Source organism: Virgisporangium ochraceum (genome assembly GCF_016863655.1).
Taxonomy (GTDB): domain Bacteria; phylum Actinomycetota; class Actinomycetes; order Mycobacteriales; family Micromonosporaceae; genus Virgisporangium; species Virgisporangium ochraceum.
Map to the genome: position 1 here is coordinate 116,865 of NZ_BOPH01000062.1, position 23,991 is coordinate 140,855.

Annotated in this window: 22 protein-coding genes, 1 pseudogene and 1 riboswitch; of the genes and pseudogenes, 8 read left to right on the forward strand and 15 right to left on the reverse strand. The window is 72.6% G+C overall.

The genetic code is table 11. From position 1 onward, the window contains the following. The first annotated feature begins 312 nt into the window (after positions 1 to 312). The 3 genes from nrdR (at position 313) to Voc01_RS22200 (ending at position 4,580) form a co-directional block, all read left to right on the forward strand. Positions 313 to 825, forward strand: coding sequence for a transcriptional regulator NrdR (gene nrdR / locus Voc01_RS22190; protein WP_203929414.1), 513 nt, complete (start codon positions 313 to 315; stop codon positions 823 to 825). Positions 826 to 1,105: 280 nt separating this feature from the next. Then, on the forward strand, positions 1,106 to 3,856 hold the full coding sequence (locus Voc01_RS22195; RefSeq protein ID WP_373873848.1) for a vitamin B12-dependent ribonucleotide reductase: 2,751 nt from the start codon (positions 1,106 to 1,108) through the stop codon (positions 3,854 to 3,856). Between the two features lie 136 nt (positions 3,857 to 3,992). Then, positions 3,993 to 4,580 carry a hypothetical protein gene (locus tag Voc01_RS22200; protein WP_203929416.1) on the forward strand — a complete coding sequence of 196 codons (588 nt, stop codon included), beginning with the start codon at positions 3,993 to 3,995 and terminating at the stop codon, positions 4,578 to 4,580. Between the two features lie 17 nt (positions 4,581 to 4,597). Here Voc01_RS22200 and Voc01_RS22205 read toward each other — a convergent pair whose 3' ends face one another. The 11 genes from Voc01_RS22205 to Voc01_RS22255 form a co-directional block, all read right to left on the reverse strand. Further along, on the reverse strand, positions 4,598 to 5,350 hold the full coding sequence (locus Voc01_RS22205) for an ECF transporter S component family protein (protein WP_239160388.1): 753 nt from the start codon (positions 5,348 to 5,350) through the stop codon (positions 4,598 to 4,600). A gap of 29 nt (positions 5,351 to 5,379) precedes the next feature. Continuing rightward, positions 5,380 to 6,975 (reverse strand): ABC transporter ATP-binding protein, encoded by a 1,596-nt coding sequence (locus tag Voc01_RS22210; protein ID WP_203929418.1) that lies wholly within the window; start codon positions 6,973 to 6,975, stop codon positions 5,380 to 5,382. After that, positions 6,972 to 8,066 carry a CbiQ family ECF transporter T component gene (locus Voc01_RS22215; RefSeq protein WP_203929491.1) on the reverse strand — a complete coding sequence of 365 codons (1,095 nt, stop codon included), beginning with the start codon at positions 8,064 to 8,066 and terminating at the stop codon, positions 6,972 to 6,974. The genes Voc01_RS22210 and Voc01_RS22215 overlap by 4 nt, the downstream gene beginning before the upstream one ends. Then, positions 8,063 to 8,977, reverse strand: coding sequence for an SCO2322-related protein (locus Voc01_RS22220; protein ID WP_203929492.1), 915 nt, complete (start codon positions 8,975 to 8,977; stop codon positions 8,063 to 8,065). Before Voc01_RS22220 ends, Voc01_RS22215 begins: the two co-directional genes overlap by 4 nt. After that, entirely contained in the window at positions 8,974 to 10,332 is a 1,359-nt protein-coding gene (locus Voc01_RS22225; RefSeq protein ID WP_203929419.1) for a prenyltransferase/squalene oxidase repeat-containing protein, read from the reverse strand. The genes Voc01_RS22220 and Voc01_RS22225 overlap by 4 nt, the downstream gene beginning before the upstream one ends. Next, entirely contained in the window at positions 10,332 to 10,793 is a 462-nt protein-coding gene (locus Voc01_RS22230) for an SCO2322-related protein (RefSeq protein WP_203929420.1), read from the reverse strand. The genes Voc01_RS22225 and Voc01_RS22230 overlap by 1 nt, the downstream gene beginning before the upstream one ends. A 10-nt stretch (positions 10,794 to 10,803) precedes the next feature. Next, the gene (locus Voc01_RS22235; RefSeq protein ID WP_203929421.1) at positions 10,804 to 11,820 is read right to left on the reverse strand and encodes a prenyltransferase/squalene oxidase repeat-containing protein; all 1,017 of its coding nucleotides are present in this window, start codon (positions 11,818 to 11,820) and stop codon (positions 10,804 to 10,806) included. An 86-nt stretch (positions 11,821 to 11,906) separates the two neighbouring features. Next, positions 11,907 to 12,028, reverse strand: a riboswitch (cobalamin riboswitch). A gap of 48 nt (positions 12,029 to 12,076) precedes the next feature. Next, positions 12,077 to 12,838 (reverse strand): cobalt ECF transporter T component CbiQ, encoded by a 762-nt coding sequence (cbiQ, locus tag Voc01_RS22240; protein ID WP_203929422.1) that lies wholly within the window; start codon positions 12,836 to 12,838, stop codon positions 12,077 to 12,079. Beyond that, positions 12,838 to 13,188 carry a PDGLE domain-containing protein gene (locus Voc01_RS22245; RefSeq protein ID WP_203929423.1) on the reverse strand — a complete coding sequence of 117 codons (351 nt, stop codon included), beginning with the start codon at positions 13,186 to 13,188 and terminating at the stop codon, positions 12,838 to 12,840. The genes cbiQ and Voc01_RS22245 overlap by 1 nt, the downstream gene beginning before the upstream one ends. A gap of 64 nt (positions 13,189 to 13,252) precedes the next feature. Next, complete coding sequence (locus Voc01_RS22250; RefSeq protein WP_203929424.1) at positions 13,253 to 13,954, reverse strand: energy-coupling factor ABC transporter permease; 702 nt, start codon at positions 13,952 to 13,954, stop codon at positions 13,253 to 13,255. A gap of 206 nt (positions 13,955 to 14,160) precedes the next feature. Beyond that, positions 14,161 to 14,838, reverse strand: coding sequence for an iron-dependent transcriptional repressor DtxR (locus tag Voc01_RS22255; RefSeq protein WP_203929425.1), 678 nt, complete (start codon positions 14,836 to 14,838; stop codon positions 14,161 to 14,163). Positions 14,839 to 14,891: 53 nt separating this feature from the next. Here Voc01_RS22255 and Voc01_RS22260 point away from each other — a divergent pair, with 53 nt between their 5' ends. The 4 genes from Voc01_RS22260 to Voc01_RS22275 are packed head-to-tail and all read left to right on the forward strand — an operon-like array spanning position 14,892 to position 19,859. Further along, positions 14,892 to 15,746 (forward strand): sulfurtransferase, encoded by an 855-nt coding sequence (locus tag Voc01_RS22260; protein ID WP_239160389.1) that lies wholly within the window; start codon positions 14,892 to 14,894, stop codon positions 15,744 to 15,746. After that, positions 15,743 to 16,912: an acetoin utilization protein AcuC gene (locus tag Voc01_RS22265; protein ID WP_203929426.1), complete on the forward strand. Its 1,170-nt coding sequence runs from the start codon at positions 15,743 to 15,745 to the stop codon at positions 16,910 to 16,912. The genes Voc01_RS22260 and Voc01_RS22265 overlap by 4 nt, the downstream gene beginning before the upstream one ends. Positions 16,913 to 16,953: 41 nt before the next feature. Beyond that, a complete protein-coding gene (locus Voc01_RS22270; protein WP_307781585.1) occupies positions 16,954 to 19,488 on the forward strand; it encodes a bifunctional acetate--CoA ligase family protein/GNAT family N-acetyltransferase in 2,535 nt (844 codons plus the stop codon). A 32-nt stretch (positions 19,489 to 19,520) separates the two neighbouring features. Next, positions 19,521 to 19,859 (forward strand): Uma2 family endonuclease, encoded by a 339-nt coding sequence (locus Voc01_RS22275; RefSeq protein WP_203929427.1) that lies wholly within the window; start codon positions 19,521 to 19,523, stop codon positions 19,857 to 19,859. 53 nt (positions 19,860 to 19,912) lie between these two features. On the opposite strand, the gene sigB is transcribed toward Voc01_RS22275, so the two are convergent. From sigB to Voc01_RS22290, 3 genes and pseudogenes are all read right to left on the reverse strand, one after another. Continuing rightward, positions 19,913 to 20,866, reverse strand: coding sequence for an RNA polymerase sigma factor SigB (gene sigB, locus Voc01_RS22280; protein WP_239160390.1), 954 nt, complete (start codon positions 20,864 to 20,866; stop codon positions 19,913 to 19,915). A gap of 184 nt (positions 20,867 to 21,050) precedes the next feature. Further along, complete coding sequence (gene dtd, locus Voc01_RS22285) at positions 21,051 to 21,473, reverse strand: D-aminoacyl-tRNA deacylase (RefSeq protein ID WP_203929429.1); 423 nt, start codon at positions 21,471 to 21,473, stop codon at positions 21,051 to 21,053. Positions 21,474 to 21,592: 119 nt separating this feature from the next. Further along, positions 21,593 to 23,053, reverse strand: a pseudogene (locus Voc01_RS22290) (DUF7782 domain-containing protein); the annotation flags it as partial. Between the two features lie 37 nt (positions 23,054 to 23,090). Between Voc01_RS22290 and Voc01_RS22295 the strand changes: the two are divergent. Then, the gene (locus Voc01_RS22295) at positions 23,091 to 23,663 is read left to right on the forward strand and encodes an HhH-GPD-type base excision DNA repair protein (RefSeq protein ID WP_203929431.1); all 573 of its coding nucleotides are present in this window, start codon (positions 23,091 to 23,093) and stop codon (positions 23,661 to 23,663) included. Between the two features lie 42 nt (positions 23,664 to 23,705). Here Voc01_RS22295 and Voc01_RS22300 read toward each other — a convergent pair whose 3' ends face one another. Further along, positions 23,706 to 23,930 carry a hypothetical protein gene (locus Voc01_RS22300; RefSeq protein ID WP_203929432.1) on the reverse strand — a complete coding sequence of 75 codons (225 nt, stop codon included), beginning with the start codon at positions 23,928 to 23,930 and terminating at the stop codon, positions 23,706 to 23,708. Positions 23,931 to 23,991: the final 61 nt, after the last annotated feature.

Consider the following 23,991-nt stretch of genomic DNA (forward strand, 5'->3'; position numbering starts at 1 on the left):
CGGCGGCCTAACGTCGACCCCTAGATGTAGTAGTTACAGGGGTGTAAGTCGTCCACAAGTTGTGGACGGTCACCCACAGCTTCTGCACAGGGTTATCCACAACCGGGTATCCATGGCGCCGTTCGGGGTGACGGGTGGCGCTCAATTGGCATGCCCTCCGGCACGTCGTCGGGCACGCCCTCGAACGGGCTCGGCTCGTGTGGCTGGCTCGGGTGGCTGGCTCGGGTGGGTTCGGCAAGCGGACCCGCAACAGGGAACCCGCCAGGGAACCCATAGGGGAACTCGACAGGGAACTCGACAGGGAGGTCGGTCATGCGTTGTCCGTACTGCCGGCACCCCGACTCCCGGGTGGTCGACTCCCGTGAGGCCGACGACGGTCAGCTGATCCGGCGCCGCCGGTCGTGCCCCGAGTGCGGCAAGCGGTTCACGACGGTGGAAGAGGCGGTGCTGGCGGTCGTCAAGCGCAGCGGCGTCACCGAGCCGTTCAGCCGCACGAAGATCATGTCCGGGGTGCGCAGGGCGTGCCAGGGACGTCCGGTCACCGATGACGCCCTGGCCGTGCTCGCCGAGAAGGTGGAGACCACCATCCGGGCTCGGGGCACCGCCGAGGTGCCCAGCAACGAGGTGGGTCTCGCGATCCTCGGACCGCTCCGCGACCTCGACGAGGTGGCCTACCTGCGGTTCGCCAGCGTGTACCAGTCGTTCGAGTCGATCGAGGACTTCGAACGGGAGATCGCGAGCCTCCGCGAAGCCGCGCTGAGTCGCCAGGGAGCGCAGGGCCGCGAGGGAACGCAGGGCCGCGAGGCAGCGGCGAAACAGGCGTGACACACAGACCTAGAAGAGAACCATGACCAGCGAACAACCAGAGGGGGCCAGCCTGATGGCGGGGGAGAGCACGACCAAGGGGTCGACCGCACCGGCAGCCGGCAGCACGTCCAACGCGAACGGCGGAGCTTCGAACGGCGGTACTTCGAACGGCGGAGCTTCGAACGGCGGGGGCATCGTGAGCGCGCGTTCGGGGGGACGTCGCGCGGCGAACGGCGGCAATTCGAACGGCGGCAACTCGAACGGCAACGGATCCGCCAAGGGCCTGAAGATCGACCGGGTGTGGACCACGGCGGGGGTGCACCCGTACGACGAGGTCACCTGGGAGCGTCGCGACGTCGTCATGACGAACTGGCGTGACGGCTCGATCAACTTCGAGCAGCGCGGGGTCGAGTACCCCGACTTCTGGAGCGTCAACGCCGCGAACATCGTCACCACGAAGTACTTCCGGGGTGCGGTCGGCACGCCGGAGCGCGAGTGGAGCCTCAAGCAGCTCATCGACCGCGTGGTCAAGACGTACCGCAAGGCCGGTGAGAAGCACGGCTACTTCGCGAACCCGGCCGACGCCGAGGTGTTCGAGCACGAGCTCACCTGGATGCTGCTGCACCAGGTGTTCAGCTTCAACTCGCCGGTCTGGTTCAACGTCGGCACGCTGTCGCCGCAGCAGGTCAGCGCCTGCTTCATCCTCGCCGTCGACGACTCGATGGACTCGATCCTCGACTGGTACAAGGAAGAGGGTCTGATCTTCAAGGGCGGCTCGGGCTCCGGGGTGAACCTGTCCCGCATCCGCGCCTCGAAGGAGCTGCTCAGCAGCGGCGGCACCGCATCGGGTCCCGTGAGCTTCATGCGCGGCGCCGACGCGTCCGCCGGAACCATCAAGTCGGGCGGCGCCACGCGCCGCGCGGCGAAGATGGTGATCCTCGACGTCGACCACCCCGACGTGGAGGAGTTCATCGAGACCAAGGCGCGCGAGGAGAACAAGATCCGCGCGCTGCGCGACGCCGGGTTCGACATGGACCTCGGCGGCTCCGACATCGTCAGCGTGCAGTACCAGAACGCCAACAACTCGGTGCGCGTCTCCGAGGAGTACATGAAGGCGGTCGAGGCCGGCACCGCGTTCTCGCTGCGCGGCCGGCTCGACAACAAGCCGATCGAGAGCATCGACGCGCGGAAGCTGTGGAAGAAGCTCGCCACCGCCGCGTGGGAGTGCGCCGACCCCGGCATCCAGTACGACGACACGATCAACGCGTGGCACACCTGCCCGGAGACCGGCCGGATCACCGCGTCGAACCCGTGCAGCGAGTACATGCACCTCGACAACTCGTCGTGCAACCTGGCCAGCCTGAACCTGATGAAGTTCCTCGGGTCCGACGGCGTGTTCGCGGTCGAGAAGTTCGTGAAGTCCGTCGAGCTGGTCATCACCGCGATGGACATCTCGATCTGCTTCGCCGACTTCCCCACCGAGAAGATCGGCGCCACCACGCGGGCCTACCGTCAGCTCGGCATCGGCTACGCCAACCTCGGCGCGCTGCTCATGGCCAGCGGCCTCGCGTACGACAGCGACGGTGGTCGGTCGCTGGCCGCCGCGATCACGTCCGTGATGACCGGCACCGCGTACCGCCGCTCGGCCGAGCTGGCCGGCGTCGTGGGCGCGTACGACGGCTACGCCCGCAACGCCAAGGCGCACACCCGCGTCATGCGCAAGCACGCCGCCGCCAACGCCGCCGTCGTGCCGAACGGCGACGTCGACTCGGCGCTGCTGACCGCGTCGACCGACGAGTGGCAGAAGTGCCTCGAGATCGGCGAGCGCAACGGCTGGCGCAACGCGCAGGCCAGCGTCCTCGCGCCCACCGGCACCATCGGCCTGATGATGGACTGCGACACCACCGGGGTCGAGCCCGACCTCGCGCTGGTGAAGTTCAAGAAGCTGGTCGGCGGCGGCTCGATGCAGATCGTCAACCAGACCGTGCCGCGCGCGCTGCGCAACCTGGGCTACCAGGAGGAGCAGGTCGAGGCGGTCGTCGAGTTCATCGCCGAGCACGGCCACGTCGTCGACGCCCCCGGGCTGCGGCCCGAGCACTACCCGGTGTTCGACTGCGCCATGGGCGAACGGTCGATCGCGCCGATGGGCCACGTGCGGATGATGGCCGCGATCCAGCCGTTCATCTCCGGTGCGATCTCCAAGACCGTCAACATGCCGGAGTCGGCGACGGTCGAAGACGTCGAGAACATCTACTACGAGGGCTGGAAGCTCGGCCTCAAGGCGCTCGCGATCTACCGCGACAACTGCAAGGTCGGCCAGCCGCTGTCGGCGGGCAAGTCGGCCAAGACCGAGAAGGCCGTCGAGAAAGAGCCCGAGAAGGTCATCGAGTACCGCCCGGTCCGCAAGCGGCTGCCGAAGAAGCGGCCCAGCCAGACCGTGTCGTTCTCGGTCGCCGGTGCCGAGGGCTACCTCACCGCGTCGTCGTACCCCGACGACGGTCTCGGCGAGGTCTTCCTCAAGATGTCGAAGCAGGGCTCCACGCTCGCCGGTGTGATGGACGCGTTCTCCGTGGCCATCTCGATCGGCCTGCAGTACGGGGTGCCGCTGGAGACGTACGTCAGCAAGTTCACCAACATGCGGTTCGAGCCGGCCGGTATGACCGACGACCCCGACATCCGCATGTCGACCTCGGTGATGGACTACATCTTCCGGCGCCTCGCCCTGGACTTCCTGCCCTACGACGACCGCGCCGACCTCGGCATCTTCACCGCCGCCGAGCGGGCCCAGCAGGTCCGCGAGGAAGCCGGCGAAGCCGCGCCCGACATGGCCGCGATCGCCGCGTCGGCACCGGTGGAAGCGGCGCCCGTCGAGGTGAAGGAGGTCAAGGAGGAGGCCCCGAAGCGGGTCGGCTCCTCGACCGAGCTCCTGGAGGCCGTGCACGGCAAGGCCGCCGACGCACCGCTGTGCTTCACCTGCGGCACCAAGATGCGTCCGGCCGGCAGCTGCTACGTCTGCGAGGGCTGCGGCTCCACGAGCGGCTGCAGCTGACGAATGTGAAGCAGTGAACCTGGCCCCGGGCGTCGAACGCCCGGGGCCAGGGCGCTTTCCAGGGAATAGCGCGACGATCGCGAAAAGGTAGGAATCACCCGTTCCGCCGGAAGCGCGGGACCACTAGCGTGGCCGCGTGGGGTTGCGAGCGGCGCTGTGCATCCTCGTCGCCGTTGTCGGCGGCGTGCTGGCCGGCTGCGGCGACGACAAGCCGTCCGGACGCACCGGGCCCGAGGCGCAGAGCGTCGCCGTGCCGGCCCGCGGCACCGACAGGCCCGCCGCGTCGGCCGCCGGCGGCGCCTGCCAGATCCTCGACTTCGACGCCGTCGCCCAGTTCGTCGGCGTGACGTTCGAGGTCGCCGCCGCGGCGCAGAAGGACACCACGGCCACCTGCGTCCTGCAGCGGGGTGGCGGCTCCGGGTACCCGGACCTCACGCTCACGGTCACGCCGACCACGGCGCCGGCCTCGGCCTTCAAGACGACCGCGGCCCCGCCCGGAGCCGGTGAGGTCGCCGCCCTCGGCCAGGCCGCCTACCAGCTGGTGCGACCCGCCGCCGGCACCGACCCGGCCGGCCCGGGCCCGGCGGTCGAGATCGGCTGGCTGAGCAAGAAGGGGCAGCTGATGGTCGTCCGGTACCGGCTGCCCGCCGACAAGCCGCAGACCGACGCCGAAGCGCTGGCCCCCCAGGTGGTCGAGCTCGCGAAGTACCTCGAACCCGCGTAGCCGGGCCGGCACGGACGCTAGCCGGTGAAGGTGACCGGGGCGTCGAACGCGGCGCGGCGGTTGGCGCGGCGCAGCGTGCCGAGCACGGCCGTACCCAGGACGGCGACCGCGACGCCGTTGGTGACGGCCCGGCCGGTGTCCCAGCCGAGGGACGAGGTGGCCACCGTGAACAACACGAACCGGTGCAGGTTGTCGAGCAGCGGAGCACCGGCCACGTACCCGAGCTGGGTGTCGGCGGCCGGGCTGAACGGCCAGAACCACATGTTCATGCAGAAGCCGTAGAAGTAGGCGCTGGCCGCCGCGTAGCCGGCCAGCATCGCGATCTCGGCCCGGCCGGTGACGCGCCGGGGCAGGAGCCCGGCGCCGAGACCCACCCACGACGCGGCCAGCATCTGGAACGGCAGCCACGGCCCGACCCCGGCGGTGAGCAGGGCCGAGCTGAACAACGAGGTCGAGCCGAGCAGGAAGCCGAAGCCGGGGCCGAAGACCCGCCCGGAGAGCACGAGCAGGAAGAACACGGTCTCGATGCCGGCCGTGCCGGCGCCCAGCGGACGCAGCGCCGCGTTCACCGCCGACAGCACGCCGAGCATGGCCAGCGCCTTGGTGTCGAGGCCGCCGCCGGTGAGTTCGGCGACGACGACGAGCACCAGCACAGGCAGGATCACCGCGAAGACGAACGGCGCCTCGCCGGTGCGGGCGATCGCCTCCGGCCGCGCGGGGACGAACAGGGGCCAGAAGAACGCGGCGAGCCCGGCCAACGAGGCGAGCACCAGAACGACGGCACTCCGGGGAGAGATCCTCACAGGACACCGGCCACGTCGGCCACGGTCAGCCACGGCAGGGGATGCAGGATCTTCGCGGTCTGCGGGGCGAACGTCGGTGACGCCACCACGATCTCGGCCGTCGGCCCGTCGGCGACCACCTCGCCCTGCGCCATCACCACGACCCGGTCGGCCAGCGCGGCGACCAGCTCCACGTCGTGCGTGGCGACGACCACCGCCACGCCCCCGGCCGCGAGGTCGCGCACGGTCGCGCAGAACCGGCGCTTCGTCGGGTAGTCCAGGCCGCGCGTCGGTTCGTCGAGCAGGACCACCGGCGGCGCGGCCATCAACTGGACCGCGAGCACGAGCGCGAGCCGCTGCCCCTCCGACAGGTCCCGCGGATGCCGGTCGCCCGGCACACCCGGTGACAGCCGCTCGAACAGCGACCGGCACGAGCCCGGGTCGGCGGCGGCCTCCCGGTCGGCGGCGGCGCACTCGGCGTCGACGGTGTCGAGGTAGAGCAGGTCCGCGGGGGTCTGCGGCACCAGGCCGACGCGCCGGCGCGCCACGGCGGGCGGCAGGCGGGCCGGGTCGTCGCCGTCGACGTCGACCGTGCCGCGGTAGCGGGGACCCGCGCCCTGCAGCGCCCACAGCAGCGACGACTTGCCCGACCCGTTGCGGCCCATGAGCGCCACCACCTCGCCGGCCCGCAGGCCGAGGTCGACGCGGTTCACCGCCACCAGGTCCCCGTAGACCACCGCGACGCCGCGCGCGGTGAGGCGCGGCGCGCCGGTGGCGGGCCGCGGCGGTGGCGGCGTCAGCGAGCCCAGCCGCGACCGCAACGGTGCCGCCCGGCGGCGCGCGTCGCGCACCGACAGCGGCAGCGGGTCCCAGCCGGCGAGCCGCCCCAGCTCGACGATCGGCGGCGCGATCGCCGACGTCGCGAGCACCGACGCCGGCGGACCGTCGACCACCGTGCCGTCGCCGGGCAGGTACAGCATCCGGTCGGCGTACTGCACCACGCGTTCGAGGCGGTGCTCGGAGACCAGCACGGTGACCCCGAGGTCGTGCACGAGCCGGGTGACGGCCGCGAGCACGTCCTCGGCCGCGGTCGGGTCGAGCGCCGACGTGGGCTCGTCGAGCACGATGACCCGCGGGTGGGCGGTGAGCACGGTGCCGATCGCGACCCGCTGCTGCTGCCCGCCCGACAGTGTCCGAAGTGGACGGTCGCGCAGGTCGGCGATCCCGAGCAGGTCGAGCGTCTCCTCGACGCGCTTGCGCATGGTCGGCGCCGGCACAGCCAGCTGCTCGAGGCTGTAGGCCAGCTCCTCCTCGACGGTGTCGGTGACGAACCCGTGCAGCGGGTCCTGCACCACCACGCCGACCACGTCGGCCAGTTCGCGGGGTGGGAACACCCGCGTGTCGCGGCCGTCGACGGTCACCCGGCCCGCCAGGGTGCCGCCGGTGAAGTGCGGAACGAGCCCGTTGACGGCGCGCAGGAGCGTGGACTTGCCGGCCCCGGTCGCGCCGGTCACCAGGCACAGCTCGCCCTCGCCGATGGTCAGCGAGACGTCCCGGAGCGTCGGGTCGGCGGCCCCGTGGTAGGTGACGGTCACCCGGTCGAAAGTGATCATGACGGGGGAGGGGTGACGAAGGCCGGCAGCGCCGCCAGCGTGATCGCCACGGCCGGCAGCGGTCCCAGGGTCGGCCAGGCGAGCGGGCTCAGCGACGGGTACAGGTTGGCCGGGTCGAGCGACGCGGTCGCGAACAGCAGCGCGCCGGTCCCGACGCCGCACAGCGCGGTGACCGTCTCGGCCGCACCCCACCGGTCGGGCCGGTACCGCGTGCGCGAGATCTGCCGTCCCCCGAAAAGCATTCCGGTGACCGCCACCGCGCCGCCACCGAGGAGCACCGGCGCACCGAGGACGCGCGGCGTGGTCGCGTCGAGCAGGCCGTAGACGCCGACGCACACCCCGATCAGCCCGGCGACCACGAGGACTCCGGGCAGCCGCCGCGGCGTGGCGCCGGCCCGGGCGTACCCTCGCGAGTCCATGGCGGCCGCGAGCGTCAGCGACCGGTCGAGCGCGTCGGCGAGCACCGGCAGCAGGATCGCCCGCAACGCCCGGACGCCCGTGCCCGATCCACCGCGCAGCCGCCGCGCCCGGCGCACCCGCAGCACGCTCTCGGCCAGCTGCGGCGCCACCGACAACGCGACGACGATCGCCGTGCCCGCCTCGTACAGCGCCGCCGGCACCAGCTTCAGCAGCCGCTTCGGGTTGGCCAGCGCGTTCGCGGCGCCGAGGCAGATGACCATCGCGGCCAACCGCAGCCCGTCGTACAGGCCGGCGAGCAGTTCCTCGGCCGCGACCGGACCGAACAGCCGGATACCGGCGGCGAACTCGGGCAACGGAACCGACGGCAGCGTGAACAGCACGTGCGTCCCGCCGCCCCCGCCGAACACCACCCGGAACAGGAGCCGGCTGGCCACGATCACCGCGCCCAGCCACAGGTACAGCCGGAACGCCACCGCCCAGGGCGCGTCGCCGCGGCGCCGCGCCACCACGAACGCCGCCGCCGCGATGATCAGGGCCAGCAGGACCGGGTTGGTGGTGCGGCTCGCGGCCGTGGCGAGGCCGAGCGCCCAGATCCACCAGGCGCCCGGGTGCAGCGTCCGCGGCAGGGCGCCGAGGCGGACGGGACGGGCGGTGACCTGCGCGACGATCAGTCCTCCCCGGGGTCGGCGAACGGGTCGGCCGGCGGACCCGCGGACCGGCGGCGCCACACCGTGACCCCCGCGGCGACCGCGAACGCCAGGAGCAGCCCGAGCCCGGCGAGCGTGCCGACCGGCATCCCGGACGAGCCGGTCGGCGTCGTCGCCACATCGGTCACCGGCGCCTCCGCCGACGGCGAACCGAACGGAGCCGCGCCTGCGCCGCCGGACGCGCCCGTGCCGACGGACGGGGTCGCGACCCCGGACGGGGTCGCGTCGCCCGAGGCCGGGGGAGCACCGGAGACGCCCGGAGCCCCGGGTGCACCGGGCGGCGCCGGAACGCCGGGCTGGGCCGCTCCGGGAGGAGCCTGCGCGGGCGGGGCGCCGCCGCCGTTGGCCGGTGGCGGCTGCTGCGGCGGGGCGGGGGCCGCCGGCCGGGTCGGTGCGGTGTCCGGGCGCGGCGCCGTCGCCTGGGTGCGGTTCGTCGAGAACGACCAGCCCTCGAAGCTCCCCGCCGGCGGCCTGCGGTTCTGCACACCCTTGTCGCTGTACGTCCACGACCCGCCGTTGGACGCGTGCCAGTACGACCAGTACGCCGACGCCGGCGGGGTGTCCCGGCACGGCTCGGTCGCGACGGTCGGCCGGCCCTCGATGCGGCAGACGAACCCCTCGCCCCAGCGCGTGGTGCCGGCGATCGTGAAGCCGGCGTTCTTGAGCGCGCTCAGCCCGGTCGCCTGGTCGCCCGGCGCACACCGGACCACCACGCCTCCGCCGAGGTCGTTGAAGTCGACCACCACGGTGACGCCGTTGGCGTCCGGGCAGTAGCCCGCGGTCCCGGCGGCATGTGCGGCGGGTGCGGCGAACGCCGCACCGCCCGCGACCGCCAGGACCACGGCGGACGCCGCGCCGAGGAGCCGGCGCATCAGGTGGACCGGCGGCGCCGCGCCGCGACCAGCAGCAGCGCGCCCACCACGATCATGCCGACCGCGTACACGGCGAAGTGCGCGACCGGCTGCCCGGTGACCGCGAGGTCTCCCCCACCCGGAGCGGCCGTCTCCGACGCGGACGCCGACGCGGAAACAGAAGGCGACGCCGAAGCCGACGGGGAGGACGACGGAGAGGACGACGGAGAGGACGACGGCGATGGCGACGAGGAGGACGACGATGACGAAGACGACGGAGAAGGAGACGACGGCTCACCCGCGGGCACCCCGGCGATGTCGCCGAGCGGCACCTGCACCAGGCCCAGCAGCGCCTGCGTCGTCGCCCGGCGCCACTGGTCACGGCTCACCTCGTCGGGCGCGCCGGTGTCGAACGCCTCCCGGCTGTAGGCGATGGCGCCGCTGTCGTCGCCCGAGGCCCACTGCAGCGCGGCGATCCACGCGGCGGCCTCGTTGGCCTCGTCGGCGTGCCCGGTCGCGGCGAGCGCCTGCGCGGCGAGGCCGGTGCTGTTGCTGTTGGCGACCGGGGTCAGCCACGGGTCCGGCGTCTGCGGCCCGTTGCGGAACGAGCCGTCTTCGGCCTGCAGCCCGACCAGCCACGCGGCGCCCCTGCCGGCGGCCTCGTCGGCGCCCGCGGCGACCAGGGCCTGCACCGCCATCGCGGTGGCGTCGACGTCGGCCGGTCCGTCGTCGGCGCAGGCCGCGCCGGTCGGGTCCGGGTTGAGCCGGAAACCACCGGCGGGACACTGCTGCCTGATCAGGTAGCTCACCACGTCGGCCGGCACGCCGCCGCTGCCGGCGAGCCCCAGCGTCGCCAGCGACTGGTCGAACACGTTGCTCTGGTCGCCGCCCCATTCCTCCGGGTTGACGTCGCGGACCCGGCCGCGGTGGTCGCCGTCGGCCGCGATGAGGTCGCGGGTCATCGCGTCGAGGTCCAGGCCGCCGAACGCCTTCGGGTCGCGGCCGGTCGCGACCGCGGCGAAGAGCAGCTTGGACGTCGAGCCGGCGTCGATGATCCGGACATCGGGACTGCCGTCCTCGTCGACGTCGATGTCGGCGATGGCCCACGCCGCCGCCTGACCGGCCACCGCGTCGGTGACCGTCGCGACCGTGGCCCGGTCGGCGCCGGTCGCCCGCAGCCCGACCAGGGCGTCGACGGTCAGGCCGACGTCCGGGAGGCCGAAGTTCTGCAGGAGGCCGTCCTGGAACTGGGTACCGAGCCACGCCGCCGCCCCGCGTCCGGCGGCGACGTGCTCCGCGCCGGGCGCGGCGAGGGCGCCCGAAGCCACGGTGACCCCCACCGCGGACACCGCCGCGAGCCCGGCGAGAACCCGGCGCATCAGACCGGCGGGGCGATCGACGGCTGCTGACCCGACCCGTACCGCCAGCCCTCGACCGTGCCCTGCGCGGGGTTGTAGCCCGAGGCACCGACCGTGCTGTACGACCAGGTGCCGCCCGGCGTGGCGTGCCAGTACGACCAGTACGCCGTCACCGGCGGGGTGTTCACGCAGGGGTCCTGCGCCACGGTCGGCTTGCCGTTGATCCGGCAGACGAACGCGAGCCCCCACCGCTGCGTGCCGGCGACGGTGAACCCGGCGCCCTGCAACGCCTGCAGCCCGGTGGACGGGTCGCCGAGCCGGCAACCGACGACGACGCCACCGCCGAGCGGCCCGAAGTCGACCACCACGGTGACCCCGGTGCCCGGCGAGCACGCCGCCGCGCTGGCTGACTGGGGCGACGCGACGACGAGCGCTCCGGTGACGACGAGGGAGGCGAGGAGTGCGGAGAACCAACGTTTCATCGAAAGCCTCTCAGCGGCAGGCGGGAACGGGCGCGGTCGGCCGGGACCCGGCCGCGGTGAGGGTCGCGAGACCGGAGACGGTCAGGCCGGGTACGGCCTGCGCGGTGGCGCGGGGAGCGGTCGACGGGTCGAACCCGGCCGCCGTGTACGCGATCGCGCCGCGGTCGGCCGACGGGCACCCGACCTGGAGCGTGAGCAGGAACGAGCGGGCCTTCAGCCACGCGAACGGCCGGCCGGCGGCCAGCAGCGCCTGCGCGGCGAGCCCGGTGCTGTTGGCGTTGGCCAGCCCGGCGAAGTCGGCGAACGAGCCGTCGGCGGCCTGCTTCGACGCCAGCCACGTGACGCCCGGCGCGGCGTCGGCGTACCGGCCGACCGCGATCAGCGCCTGCACGGCGAACGCGGTGGCGTCGACCTCGCTGGCGCACGTCGGCTGCTCGAACTGCAGGGGGAACCCGCCGTCGGGGCAGCGGCTGGCGGCGAGGTACGCGGCGCCCGACGCGGGTGCGCCGGCCGGGGTGCGCTTCAACGCGAGCAGCGCGAACGACTGGCTGAAGGCGTTGCTGAAGTCACCCCACGCCGACCGGTCGGAGAACCGGCCCGACGGCGCCTGCAGCCCGCGCAGCCGGGCGACCAGGTCGACGCCGCCGAAGCTCGCCGGGTTCTTCCCGCGCACCTGCGCGACGAACGCGAGCTTCGCGGTGGCACCCGCGTACGCTTCGGTGCCGTCGCCGACATAGCCGGTGAGGATCTCGGGCCGGGCCAGCCACGCGGTGGCCTTCGCGGCGTTGGTGTCGGCGACCTTCGCGGCGGCGAACGCGAGCACCGCGTCGATGGTCAGCCCCTGGTCGGGGTAGGCGACGCCGTCGAAGACGGCCTCGAACCGCTCGCCGTCGACGAGTTGGCCGGCGAGCCAGCCCGCGGCCGAGTCGGTGGTTCTGGTGGTTGCTGCCGCTGGGGTGGCGGCGAGGAGGACGACCGCGAGCACCCCGGTGAGCAGGGTGATGACGCGATGCCGGCGGACAGCCATTCGGCGGGCCTCTCCGGCCCTGGCTGTCGAGAGAACCGGGCACGGACACCCGGCGGCCTCCGACCCGTGGGCCACGACGGGTGTTGGTGTGAACACGCGCGGAGACAGGTATTCGGGCTCACGACAAGCAGAGGTGCTTGCCGCCTACCGTTGCGGGCCAGCGCCGGACTTCGACCGGACTTCCCCTATCAACGCACGGCTATGTAGTTGTGGACGCCATCCTGGTGAGGCCGGGCGGGGCTGTCAACGACGCAGGTCACACCAGCAACGCGGCCGCGGCGACGATACCGGCCGATACCGGCAGCAACGCGGCGGCGAGCCACTGACCGGTGCTCGCCGGTGCCCGGTCGGGCGTCGGCAGCCGGCCGGTGTACCCGCGCGAGACCATCGCGAGGTAGACCCGTTCGCCGCGCTCGAACGCCCGCAGGAACAGCGTTCCGACGCTCGACGCGAACGCCCGGACCTGCCACACGAACCGCGGGTCGTAGCCGCGTGACAGCCGCGCCACGTGCATCCTCCGCGCCTCGGCGCCGATCACGTCGAGGTAGCGCAGCATGAACGTGGCGATCTGCACGATGATCTGCGGGCAGCGCAACCGGTCGAGGCCGGTGATCAGGTCGCGCATCGGCGTCGTCGCCGCGAGAAGCAGCGACGCGAGCACGCCGAGCGTGCCCTTCGCGACGATGTTCCACGCGCCGTACAGCCCGTCGACCGACAGCGACATCCCGAGCCACGTCACCCGCTCGCCGCCGCCCGCGAACGGCAGCAGCACCGCGAGAAGCACGAAGGGCAGTTCGATCGTGGACCGCTTGAGCAGCCACCACGCCGGCACCCGGCCGAGCGCCGCCACCGGTACGAGCAGCAGTGCGTACGCCCCGAACGCCCACAGGTGCTCCCGCGGGGTGGCGACCACGACGACCGTGAACGCCACCACCGCGACGATCTTGACCTCGGGTGGCAGCCGGTGCAGCCGGCTCACCCGGTCGAGGTACAGCGGATGGACGTGCCCGGCGCCCACTACCCGACCGGTTCCCGCGACCGCTTCCGCGCCAGCCAGAAGATCCCGGCACCGATCCCGAACGTGACGAGCACGCCGAGGATGCCCGACAGGCCGGTGGACAGGAAATCGTTGTCGATGCCCTTGATGCCGTAGTCGGCGAGCGGGCCGTCGGCCAGTTGGTGGTCCTCCTCGCCCCTGGCCATGCACTCGCCGCCGGTGATGGTGCCGTCGGCGTCGAACGTGCAGCCCTCGCGGGCCGCCGAGTCGAGCCCGTCGGGGCTTCCCGACGCGAAGTTGCTCACCACGCCGGCCAGCAGCAGCGACACCAGCAGCCCGCCGAGGAGGAAGTAGGCCAGCCTGCGGTTCACGCTGTGCCCCCTAGATTCAACGGCCACAGCCCGCGGCGTGAACGCCTCCGCTTCGCTACGGCGCTCACGCCGCCCGCCCCGCCAACGTCGGGACCGGGGCCGTCCGGAACTTCCGCAACGCGAACACGATGTCGGGACGCACGCGCGCGACCGTCGCCACCGTCGTGGCGGCGATGAGACCCTCACCGACGCCGATCAGCAGGTGCGAGCCGGCCATGGTGGCCGCGATCGTGCCCAGTGACAGGTCGGTGGTGCCGCCCAGCGCGTACTGCAGCACGAAGCCCTGCGACGCGACCACCACGCTGACCACCGACGCGACGAACGCCGTGGCCGCCGCCCCGGCGACGGTCTTCGGCAGCACCCGCATCAGCACGACGATGAACAGGTACGCGGCCGCCGTGCCGAAGAGCGCCATGTTGGTGATGTTCAGCCCCAGCGCGGTGAGGCCGCCGTCGGCGAACAGCAGGCACTGGACCACCAGCACGGTCGCCACACACAACGCGCCGACCCACGGGCCGACGAGCATCGCCGCGAGCGCGCCGCCGAGCAGGTGCCCGGACACGCCCGGCAGCACCGGGAAGTTGAGCATCTGCACGGCGAAGATGAACGCCGCGACCAGTCCGGCCACCGGTGCGAGCCGCTCGTCGAGGTCCTGTCGCGCCCGCAGCACGCAGAACGCGAGCCCGATCATGGCGACGATGGCGAAGAGCGCGGATACCGGGCCGTTCACGATGCCGTTGGCGATGTGCATTGCCTGGGCATCCATGGGCGCCTCCCTGGAGTAGCCGTGGTCGATGGACGGTCCGCGTCGCCAGCATATTGCCGGGCTCCTGCTGTTGCATAGGTATGGCAACAAGCGGAGAGACGTCGGTCACGCACTCCATTCGCACCGGCGCGCCGCCCGGATGGGTCCGGGAAAAGGCCCTAGGCCGTGCTCCACGCGGGAGCACGGCCTGGAAACTCCTGACGCGGCTAGCGCATCGTGACGAACACGCGCGACGCCACCTCACGCGGCAGCCGCACGTGCTCCTCGCCCCGGTCGATGCGCACCGAGTCACGCTCCTGCGCGACGGTGACCCGCGCGCCCGGGTCGACCCCCGCCACGTGGAGCAGCCGCAGCACGTCGGCGTTGGTCTGCACGCTCTCGCAGATGCGGCTGACCACGACCGGACCGTCGAGCCCGGGGAACGCGAGGTTGCGCTCACCGTCGTTCGGCACGGAGTGGGTCTGCCCGTCGAACTCGTCGAGCCCGGGGATGGGGTTGCCGTACGGCGAGCGGGTGGGGCGGCCGAGCAGCTCGTAGACGCGCTTCTCGACGCTCTCGCTCATGACGTGCTCCCACCGGCACGCCTCGTCGTGGGCCTCCTCGTAGGGCAGCCCGATGACGTTGACGAGCAGCAGCTCGGCGAGCCGGTGCTTGCGCATCACCGCGATCGCGTACGTGCGGCCCTGCGCGGTGAGCCGGAGCATGCGGTCACCCTCGACGACCAGCAGCCCGTCGCGCTCCATGCGGGCCACGGTCTGGCTGACGGTAGGGCCGCTCTGGTGCAGCCGTTCCGCGATTCGGGCCCGCCGCGGCAGCACGCCCTCCTCTTCCAGCTCGAGGATGGTGCGTAGGTACATCTCAGTGGTGTCGACCAGGTCATTCACAGCCTTGCCTCCCGGGAGGGAATGGTACCCGCCCGGTAGGACAAACTGTTCTGGTGAACCCGCTGATCAGCGTCGCAGACCTGGCTACGGCTCTCGCATCGGCCCGGCCGCCGCTGGTGCTCGACGTCCGGTTCCCGCCCTCGAGCGCCGGACACGCCGCCTACCAGGAGGAACACATTCCCGGCGCGGTGTTCCTCGACCGCGACGCGGTGCTGGCCGGCCCGCCCGGAACCGAGCCCGGCCCGGCCGGCGGGCGGCATCCGCTGCCCGACCCGGCGGCCCTGCAGGAGGCGCTGCGCTCCCTCGGGGTGAGCGCGGATCACCCCGTAGTGGCATACGACGAGGGCGGCGTCCCCCCTGGGGGGTCGGTTTCCAGGGCCTGGTGGATCCTGCGGTGGGCGGGGCATCCTGATGTCCGCGTCCTCGACGGAGGGTTCGCCGCCTGGAAGCGGGACGGCCGACCCACCACCGTGGAGGTCGTCGAGAAGCAGCCGGGCGACGTCACCGTGCGTCCCGGTGCATTGCCCGTGCTCGACGCCGCCGGCGCCGCCGAGACGGCGGCGACCGGGGTGCTGATCGACGCCCGCGCCGCTGTTCGTTTCCGTGGAGAGGAGGAGCCGCTCGACCCGGTCGCCGGCCGCATCCCCGGCGCGCGGAACCTGTTCTACGCCGACACCATCGGCCCCGACGGCCGGTTCCTGCCGGCGGAGGAGTTGCGCGGGAGGATCGCAGAGGTCGTCGGCGACGCGGGCACCGTCGGCACGTACTGCGGCTCCGGCATCACCGCCGCGCACCTCGCGCTGGCGATGACCGTCGCCGGCTACGGGACGCCGGCGCTGTACGTGGGTAGCTGGAGTGAGTGGATCACCGATCCGGACCGGCCGATCGCGAAGGGACCAGCCACATGACGCTCGTGCTGTGGGACGACTCGATGCTCGGCTACAACCTGGGCGACCACCCGCTCGACCCGGTGCGCCTCGAGCTCACCGTCGCGCTGGCGCGCGACCTCGGTGTGCTCGACCGGCCCGGCGTCACCGTCGAGAAGCCCGTGCCGGCCACCGACGCCGAGCTCCTCACCGTGCACACCGCCGAGTACCTCGACGCGACGAAGCAGGCGAGCGCCAACCCGCGGTTCACCGGCTTCGGGTTCGGCTCGTCCGACAACCCCGTGTTCCCGCGCATGCACGAGGCCAGCGCCCTGGTCTGCGGCGCCACGCGGCGGGCGGCCGAGGCGGTGTGGAACGGCGAGACGAAGCGCGCGGTCAACGTCGCCGGCGGCCTGCACCACGCGATGCCCGGCTACGCCTCCGGCTTCTGCGTCTACAACGACCCGGCCGTGGCGATCAAGCGGCTGCTCGAGCTCGGCGCCGAACGCGTCGCGTACGTCGACATCGACGTGCACCACGGCGACGGTGTGCAGGAGGTCTTCTGGTCCGACCCGCGGGTGCTCACGATCAGCCTCCACGAGTCGCCGATGGTGCTGTTCCCCGGCACCGGCTGGCCGGCCGAGACCGGCGGCGACGGCGCCGAGGGCAGCGCGGTGAACGTCGCCCTGCCGCCCGGCACCGGCGACGCCGGCTGGCTGCGCGCGTTCCACGCCGTGGTGCCGGGCCTGCTGCGGGCGTTCCGGCCGCAGGTGCTGTTCACCCAGTGCGGTGCCGACGCGCACCGGCTCGACCCCCTGGCTCACCTGCAGCTCACCGTCGACGGGCAGCGGGCCGCCTACCTGGCCCTGCGCGACCTCGCCGAAGAGGTCGCCGACGGCCGCTGGGTCGCCACCGGCGGCGGCGGATACGCGCTGGTCGAGGCCGTCCCGCGGGCCTGGACCCACCTGCTCGCCGTCGCCACCGGCGACCCGGTCGACCCGTCGACCGCCACGCCCGACAGCTGGCGCGAGTTCGCCCGCGGCAAGTTCCCCGACCGCGACATCCCGACCAGCATGACCGACGGCAGCGGCGCCCGGTACGAGCCGTGGCAGCCGGGCGGCGAGGGCAGCACCGACCGGGCCATCGCCGCCACCCGCGCCGCGGTGTTCCCGCTGCACGGCCTCGACCCCCACGATCCCCGGGACTGACAGTGAAACCGGCGGATGTCGTTCTCAGTGACGGTTCGACGGTGCGGCTGCGCCAGATCGAACCGGTCGACGCCGACGCGATCGTCGAGATGCACAGCCGGTTCTCCGAGCGCACCCGCTACTTCCGGTACTTCTCGCCGTATCCGCGCATCCCGCCGCGCGACCTGGAACGGTTCACCACCGTCGACCACCACGACCGGGAGGCGATCGTCGCCGAGTCCGGCGGTGACCTCATCGCGGTGGCCCGGTACGAGCGGCTCGGTGCCGGTGCCGACGAGGCCGAGGTCGCGTTCGTCGTGGAGGACGCCCACCAGGGCCGCGGGCTCGGCTCGGTGATGATGGAGCACCTCGCCGCCCGGGCCCGAGACGAGGGCATCGTGCGGTTCGTGGCCGAGGTGCTGCCCCAGAACGCCCGCATGATCCGCACGTTCACCGAGGCCGGGTACGAGGTCGCCCGCCAGTACGCCGACGGCGTCGTGCACCTGACGTTCCCGATCGCTCCCACCAGCCGGTCGCTGTCGGTGCAGTGGCGCCGCGAGCAGCGGGCCGAGGCGCGCTCGGTGAGCAGGCTGCTGAACCCGCGCGGGGTACTGGTGTACGGCGCCCGCGGCGACGGCACCGGGCTCGGCGCCGCGGTGCTCCGCCACCTCAGGGCGGGCGGCTTCCCCGGTCCCATCCACCCCGTGCACCGGCGCGCCAAGCGGATCGAAGGGCTCCCCGCGGTCCCGGAACCGCCCGTGGGCGAGGCGGACCTGGCGGTGATCGCGGTGCCCGCGCCCGGCGTGGCCGGGGTGATCGCCGAGTGCGCGGCCGCCGGTGTCACCGGCCTGGTGGTGATCTCCGCCGGCTTCGACGACGCCCAGCGGACCGAGCTCGTGCGGCTCGTGCGCGACCGCGGGATGCGGCTGGTCGGCCCGGCCGGCCTCGGCATCGCGAACACCGCGATCGGGCTGAACGCCACCCTCGCGCCCGCGCTGCCGACCCCGGGCCGGGTCGGGTTCTTCAGCCAGTCGGCCGCGCTCGGCATCGCGCTGCTCGACGCCGCGGGCCGGCGCGGCATCGGCCTGTCGACGTTCGTCTCCGCCGGTGACCGCGCCGACGTCTCCGGCAACGATCTGCTCCAGTTCTGGCGCGACGACCCGCAGACCGACGCCGTACTGCTCTACCTCGAGACGTTCGGCAACCCGCGCAAGTTCACCCGCATCGCCCGCGAGCTCACCCGGCACAAGCCGGTGGTGGCCGTCGCCGCGGCCGCCCGCAGCCGGGGCGAGTCGGTGGCGGCGCTGTTCGCGTCGTCCGGGGTGATCCGGGTCGACACGGTCGCGGAGCTGTTCGACGTCGGCGCGCTGGTCGCGAGCCAGCCGCTGCCGGCGGGGTCGCGGCTCGGCGTGGTCGCCGACGCCGAGGTGTTCGGGTCGCTCGCGGCGGCCGCGGCGCCCGCCGCGGGCCTGGCGGTCACGTCGGTGCGGCCCTATTCGGCAGACGCGGTGAGCGCCGCTCTGGCCGACCCCGCCGTCGACGCCGTGCTGGTGGCGACCGCACCGGTGGCGCTGCTGTCTGGACTGAGGAGCGGAGCGACGAGGGAAGACAGCAGCTCCTCGGCCACCGGTGCGCGCGCGAGCGGAACGAGCGCATCGAGCACGACACCGGTGGCGCCGGATGCGCCTCCGCTCGTTCCCGATCTGGGGGATGCGGACAAACCTGTCGTAGTGGTGCATCCAATGGCAATTCCGGGCGGCAAGGTGCCCGTGTACCCGTCGGTCGAAGAGGCGGTGCGGGCCCTCGGCAAGGTGGCCGCGTACGCGGCCTGGCGCCGCGAGCCCGCCGGGGTCTTCGAGGAGAAGGTCGTCGACCGGGCGGCAGCGTTCCAGGTGATCGGCTCCGACGACGGCTGGACCGGGTCCACCCCCGGCATCGACACGCGGGCCGGTGACCTGCTCGCCGCGTACGGCGTGTCCGTGGTGGCCGGCCAGCGGGTCAGCGGTGAGCCCGACGACGTGGCCGCGGTCGCGGAGGTGCTCGGGCTGCCGGTGGCGCTGAAGGTGGCCGCCTCGCCGTGGCGGCACCGCTTCGACCTCGGCGCGGTGCGGCTGAACCTCGCCACCGTCGACGAGGTGGTGCGTGCCCACGCCGAACTGCAGGACCGCTTCGGCACCGCCGTCGAGGTGGTGGTGCAGCGGATGGCGCCGCCCGGCGTCCCGTGCGTGGTGCAGGTGGTCGACGACCCGGCCTTCGGCCCCGTGGTCGGCTTCGGCCTGGGAGGCCTCGCCACCGACCTCCTCGGCGATCTGGCCTGGTGCCCCGCCCCCCTGACCGACCGCGATGCCGCCCGCCTGCTGCGCGGCCCACTGGCTTCCCCGCTGCTGCACGGCTACCGCGGCACGCCCCCGGTCGACGTGGCCGCCCTGAGCGACCTCCTGCTCCGGGTCGGCCAACTCGCCGACGACCAGCTGCGGCTCGCGTTCCTCGAGCTCAACCCGGTGCTCGCCCACGAGCGCGGGCTGTCGGTGCTGCACGCGGAGGCCCAGGTGGGGCCGCCCGCGTCCCGCCCCGACACCGGTCCCCGCCGGCTCTAGGGCGGTAGGCTTTCTTCCATGAGGCGGCAGGCATGAGCGCGGCGACGATCGGTGCACAGATGCCGCCCGAGATCATCCTCGACGATGTCGCCGCGATGGCGGCGGCGGATGAGCATCATCGGTCGACCTACGCAGGTATCGACGGACTGCTGCTCGCGATCGAGGTCATCTCGCCCGACAGCGAGGTCATCGACCGGGTGAGCAAGAAGTCCGAGTATGCGGCGGCCGGCGTGCCCCGGTACTGGATCGTCGACCGGGACAAGGCCAACACGGTCGAGTTCCAGGTGCTCGGCACCGACAGCTACGCGGCCGAGCGCGAGCCGGCACCGCTCGCCTGGCTGCTGAACCAGCCCGTTCCCCCGCTCGCCTGACCCGGAGACGACTGTGGACCCCCTGCGTGAGCAGAGGGTCCACGATCGGTGGTTCAGCTGGCGTAGGCCTCCAGGCGCTTGGCGCGGCTGGGGTGGCGCAGCTTCAGCAGGGTGACCTTCTCGATCTGGCGGATGCGCTCGCGGCTCAGGCCGAACTCGCGGCCCACCTCGTCGAGGGTGCGCTGGCGTCCGTCGTCGAGGCCGAAGCGGAGACGGATGACAGCCTGCTCGCGCTGCGACAGCGTGGAGAGGACGATCTCGACCTCGGAGCGGAGCATGCCCGACGTGACGCTGTCGGCCGGCTCCTCACGGGGGTCGACCCGGGCGACGAAGTCACCGAGGGCGCTCTCGCCGTCGGCGCCGACGGCCTGGTCGAGGCTGACCGGCTCGCGGTCGTAGGAGATGAGCTCGAGAACCTGGTAGTCCTGCATGCCCAGGGCGGTGGCCAGCTCGGCGATCGACGGGTCGCGGCCGAGCGCGGTGCTCAGGTCACGACGGGCCCGGACCATCTTGTTGACCTGCTCGACCATGTGCACCGGGATGCGGATGGTGCGGGCCTGGTCGGCCATGGCGCGGGTGATGGCCTGGCGGATCCACCAGGTGGCGTAGGTGGAGAACTTGTAGCCCTTGGTGTAGTCGAACTTCTCGACCGCCCGGATGAGGCCGAGGTTGCCTTCCTGGATGAGGTCGAGGAACGCCATGCCGCGGCCGGTGTACCGCTTGGCGATGCTGACCACCAGCCGGAGGTTCGCCTCCAGCAGGTGCGCCTTGGCGGCCTTGCCCTCGCGGACGATCGTCTGCAGGTCGGCCCGCAGCTGCTCGTCGTCGATCGCGACACCCTGGTGGACGCCGTGGGTCAGGCACTCCTCCGCAAAGAGCCCGGCCTCGATGGCGCTGGCCAGCTCGACCTCCTGTGCGGCGGTCAGGAGCTTGGTGCGGCCGATACCGTTCAGGTACGCACGAACCAGGTCGGCGGACACGCCGCGCTCTCCGGCGTCGTAGTCCATGTCCGAAACCTCGTCGGCAACCGCGCCCTCAGCCGAAGCATCGAACTCCTGGTTGCTGGTCGGCTGTGCCATCTTGCTCGCCTCCCCCGTCTGCGGGATCTGTCTCGTCGTTGGTGAGGACAGCTTGCCGGCCGAGAGGTGAAGAGGGAGTGAGCCGAAAGGCTAGGTGGCACGAATCTGGTAGTCAGATGTCCAACACGATCGTCCGCGGTCCGACATTGACCGATTCGACCAACATGTGCATCCGAAAACGGCCTGTCTCCACGTGCGCTCCACGGTCACGGAGAGCGACAACTAAGTCGTCGATCAATGGCTCCGCCTGTTCGGGACGGGCCGCCGCGATCCAGCTCGGCCGGCGGCCCTTGCGGACGTCCCCGTACAGCGTGAACTGGCTGATGACGAGGAGAGGTGCCCCGGTTTCGGCCGCGGAGCGCTCCTCGTCCAGGATGCGCAGTTCATGGATTTTCCGGGCCATCGTCCGGGCTTTTTCCGGCGAATCGTCGTGGGTGACCCCGACCAGCACCAGTAGACCGTCGGCAATCTCGCCGACCACCGAGTCATCGACCGTGACGGAAGCTCTGCTCACCGTCTGTATAACTGCTCTCACGCGACTGTGCCCTTGGCGCTCGCTCCGCTCGCGCGGGCCTCGGGGCCCGAGGAGGCGCCGCCTTCCCTCGTCGCTCCGGTCGCTGCGCTCCCTGCGCTCCTCGGTCCAGGCGGCGCCGGCCCCGAGGCCGGCTCCAGGTATCCGCGCTCGACGAGATGCGCCACCAGCGGCACCGCGGCGTCGGCCAGAACGGACGGATCGACCTCGTGCGCGGCGGCCAACAGGTCCACCTGGTCCCGCAGGGTCAGGGAGCCGTCGCAGCCGCCGACGAGGGCGAGCGTCACCGGGTCGATGTCGTCGACCCAGCGCAGCCCGCCGGTGAGCGCCAGCCGCTGCCGGTCGACCTGCCAGCCGTCGTCGGTGCGGGAGGCGTCCTGGCGCAGCGTCAGCCCGTCGACGGCCTTCAGCCTCGCCTCGAGCAGGCGCGGCGCCGGATGCGCGCGCAGCCAGTCCTGGCGGGAGAACCACGCCGCGACGTGCGGGCCGAACGGCTGCTCGACCTGCTGGCGCAGGTCCTCCAGGCGTACGGTCGGGTCGTCGTGGCCGCCGGCGCGCAGCGTGATAAGCCCCAGCCCGACGGCCTCGATCTTCTGGGCGTCGAACCAGTCGAGCCAGTCCGCGCGCTGTTGAGGATCCTGCCCGGCATCAGCCAGCCACAGGTTCACGTACGCCACCGGGTCGGACACCTCCCGCTGGATCACCCACGCGTCGAGGCCGGTGCCGACCAGCCACCCGTTGACCCGGTCCTCCCAGTCCTCGCCGGCGACGTGCGCCCAGTTGGCCAGGAACTGCATGGTGCCGCCGTCGTTCAGCAGGCTCGGCGCGAGCCGCACCAGCTCGGCGCACACCTGGTCGCCGGGCCGCCCCGAGTCGCGGTACGTGTGCGTCGCTCCGCCGTTGACGGAGCCCGGACCGACCACGAACGGCGGGTTGCTCACCACCAGGTCGAACCGTTCGCCCCGCACCGGCCCGGCGAGATCGCCGAGCCGGAGATCCCAGTTCAGGTCGTTGAGCGCCGCCGTGGTCGCGGCGAAACGCAACGCGCGCTCCGAGAGGTCGGTAGCGGTGACCGCGTGAGCGTGGCCGGACAGGTGCAGCGCCTGCACCCCGCAGCCGGTACCCAGGTCGAGCGCGCTGTCGACCGGCTCCCGGATAGTGGCCTGCGCGAGCGTCGACGAGGCACCGCCCACCCCGAGCACGTGGTCGGGTGCCAGCGGCAGCCCCGGCCGCAGCGACGTCGACAGGTCGGAGAGCACCCACCAGTCCCCGTACGGCTCCAACTCGACGGCCGCGCGCACACCGTCACCGTCCCGTTCGAGAAAACCGGGAAGCGCGAGGGGGAGTGCGGCCTCGACCACCGACGCGCTCTCGCTCTGGCCGCAGATGAACAGGCGGATCAGCGTGTCGAGGGGATCGCCGCTCCCGGTGGCGCGCAGGGCCGGCCGGTAGTCGCCGCGCTGGATGGCCTGCACGGCGGCGTTGCCGAGCCGTTCGGCGATGCCGGGCCCGGTGTAGTGGGCGGCTTCCAGGGCGCCGCGGAGCGCGGCGATGCCGTCGGGGTCGAGGAGCGGTCGGGTCACGGTGCCATCCTGCCCGACGGTCTGGCAGGCTCTGGGCATGGCCACGCTGCGGATAGCCCAGGTGCCCGAGGCCGACCGGCTGCTGTCGGCCGACCCGTTGGCGCTGCTGCTCGGCATGCTCTACGACCAGCAGTTCCCCATGGAGCGGGCGTTCGCCGGTCCCTACGTGCTGGCCCAGCGCCTCGGCATCACCTCACTCGACGCGACGGCGCTGGCCGCGCTCGACCCCGAGACCCTCACCGCGGCGATGGCGACCACGCCGGTGGTCCACCGCTACCCGAAGGCGATGGCCGAGCGCACCCAGGCCGTGTGCCACGTGCTGGTCGCCTCGTACGACGGCTCCGCCGCCGCGCTGTGGGACACCGCGCCCACCGGCGCCGAGCTGCTGAAGCGGCTCAACGCCCTGCCCGGCTTCGGCAAGCAGAAGGCGCAGATCTTCGTGGCGCTGCTGGGCAAGCAGCTCGGCGTGCGCCCGCCGGGCTGGGAGGAGGCGGCGGGCGCGTACGCCGAGGACGGCTCGTTCCGCTCGGTCGCCGACGTCACGGGTCCGGAGGCCCTGGAGAAGGTGCGGGCCTTCAAAAAGGAGCAGAAGGCGGCCGCCAAGGCTTGACCTCGGCCAGGTGGTCGTCGTGGTCGATCGGGTCGGCCGGCGTCAGCGCGCGGAGGTGTAACCCGATCGACTGAAAATCGGTCGGTGCCTGGTCTCCGGGTAGATGCCGCTCCGGCGGCTCTCGCTCTTGACCAGGTCGACGACCTCCTGCAGCGTCGGCACCTCGAACAGCCCGTCGTACGCGGTGGTGCCGGGCCGCACGGCCGGCAGCCGCTCCACCGCGCGCAGCCGTTTCAGCTCGGCGAGCGGAATTCCTTGGTGAACCATCCGATGACGGCTCATCGCGAGGACGCCGGGCAGTCTTCTATGCACTCTCAACCCCTTTGCC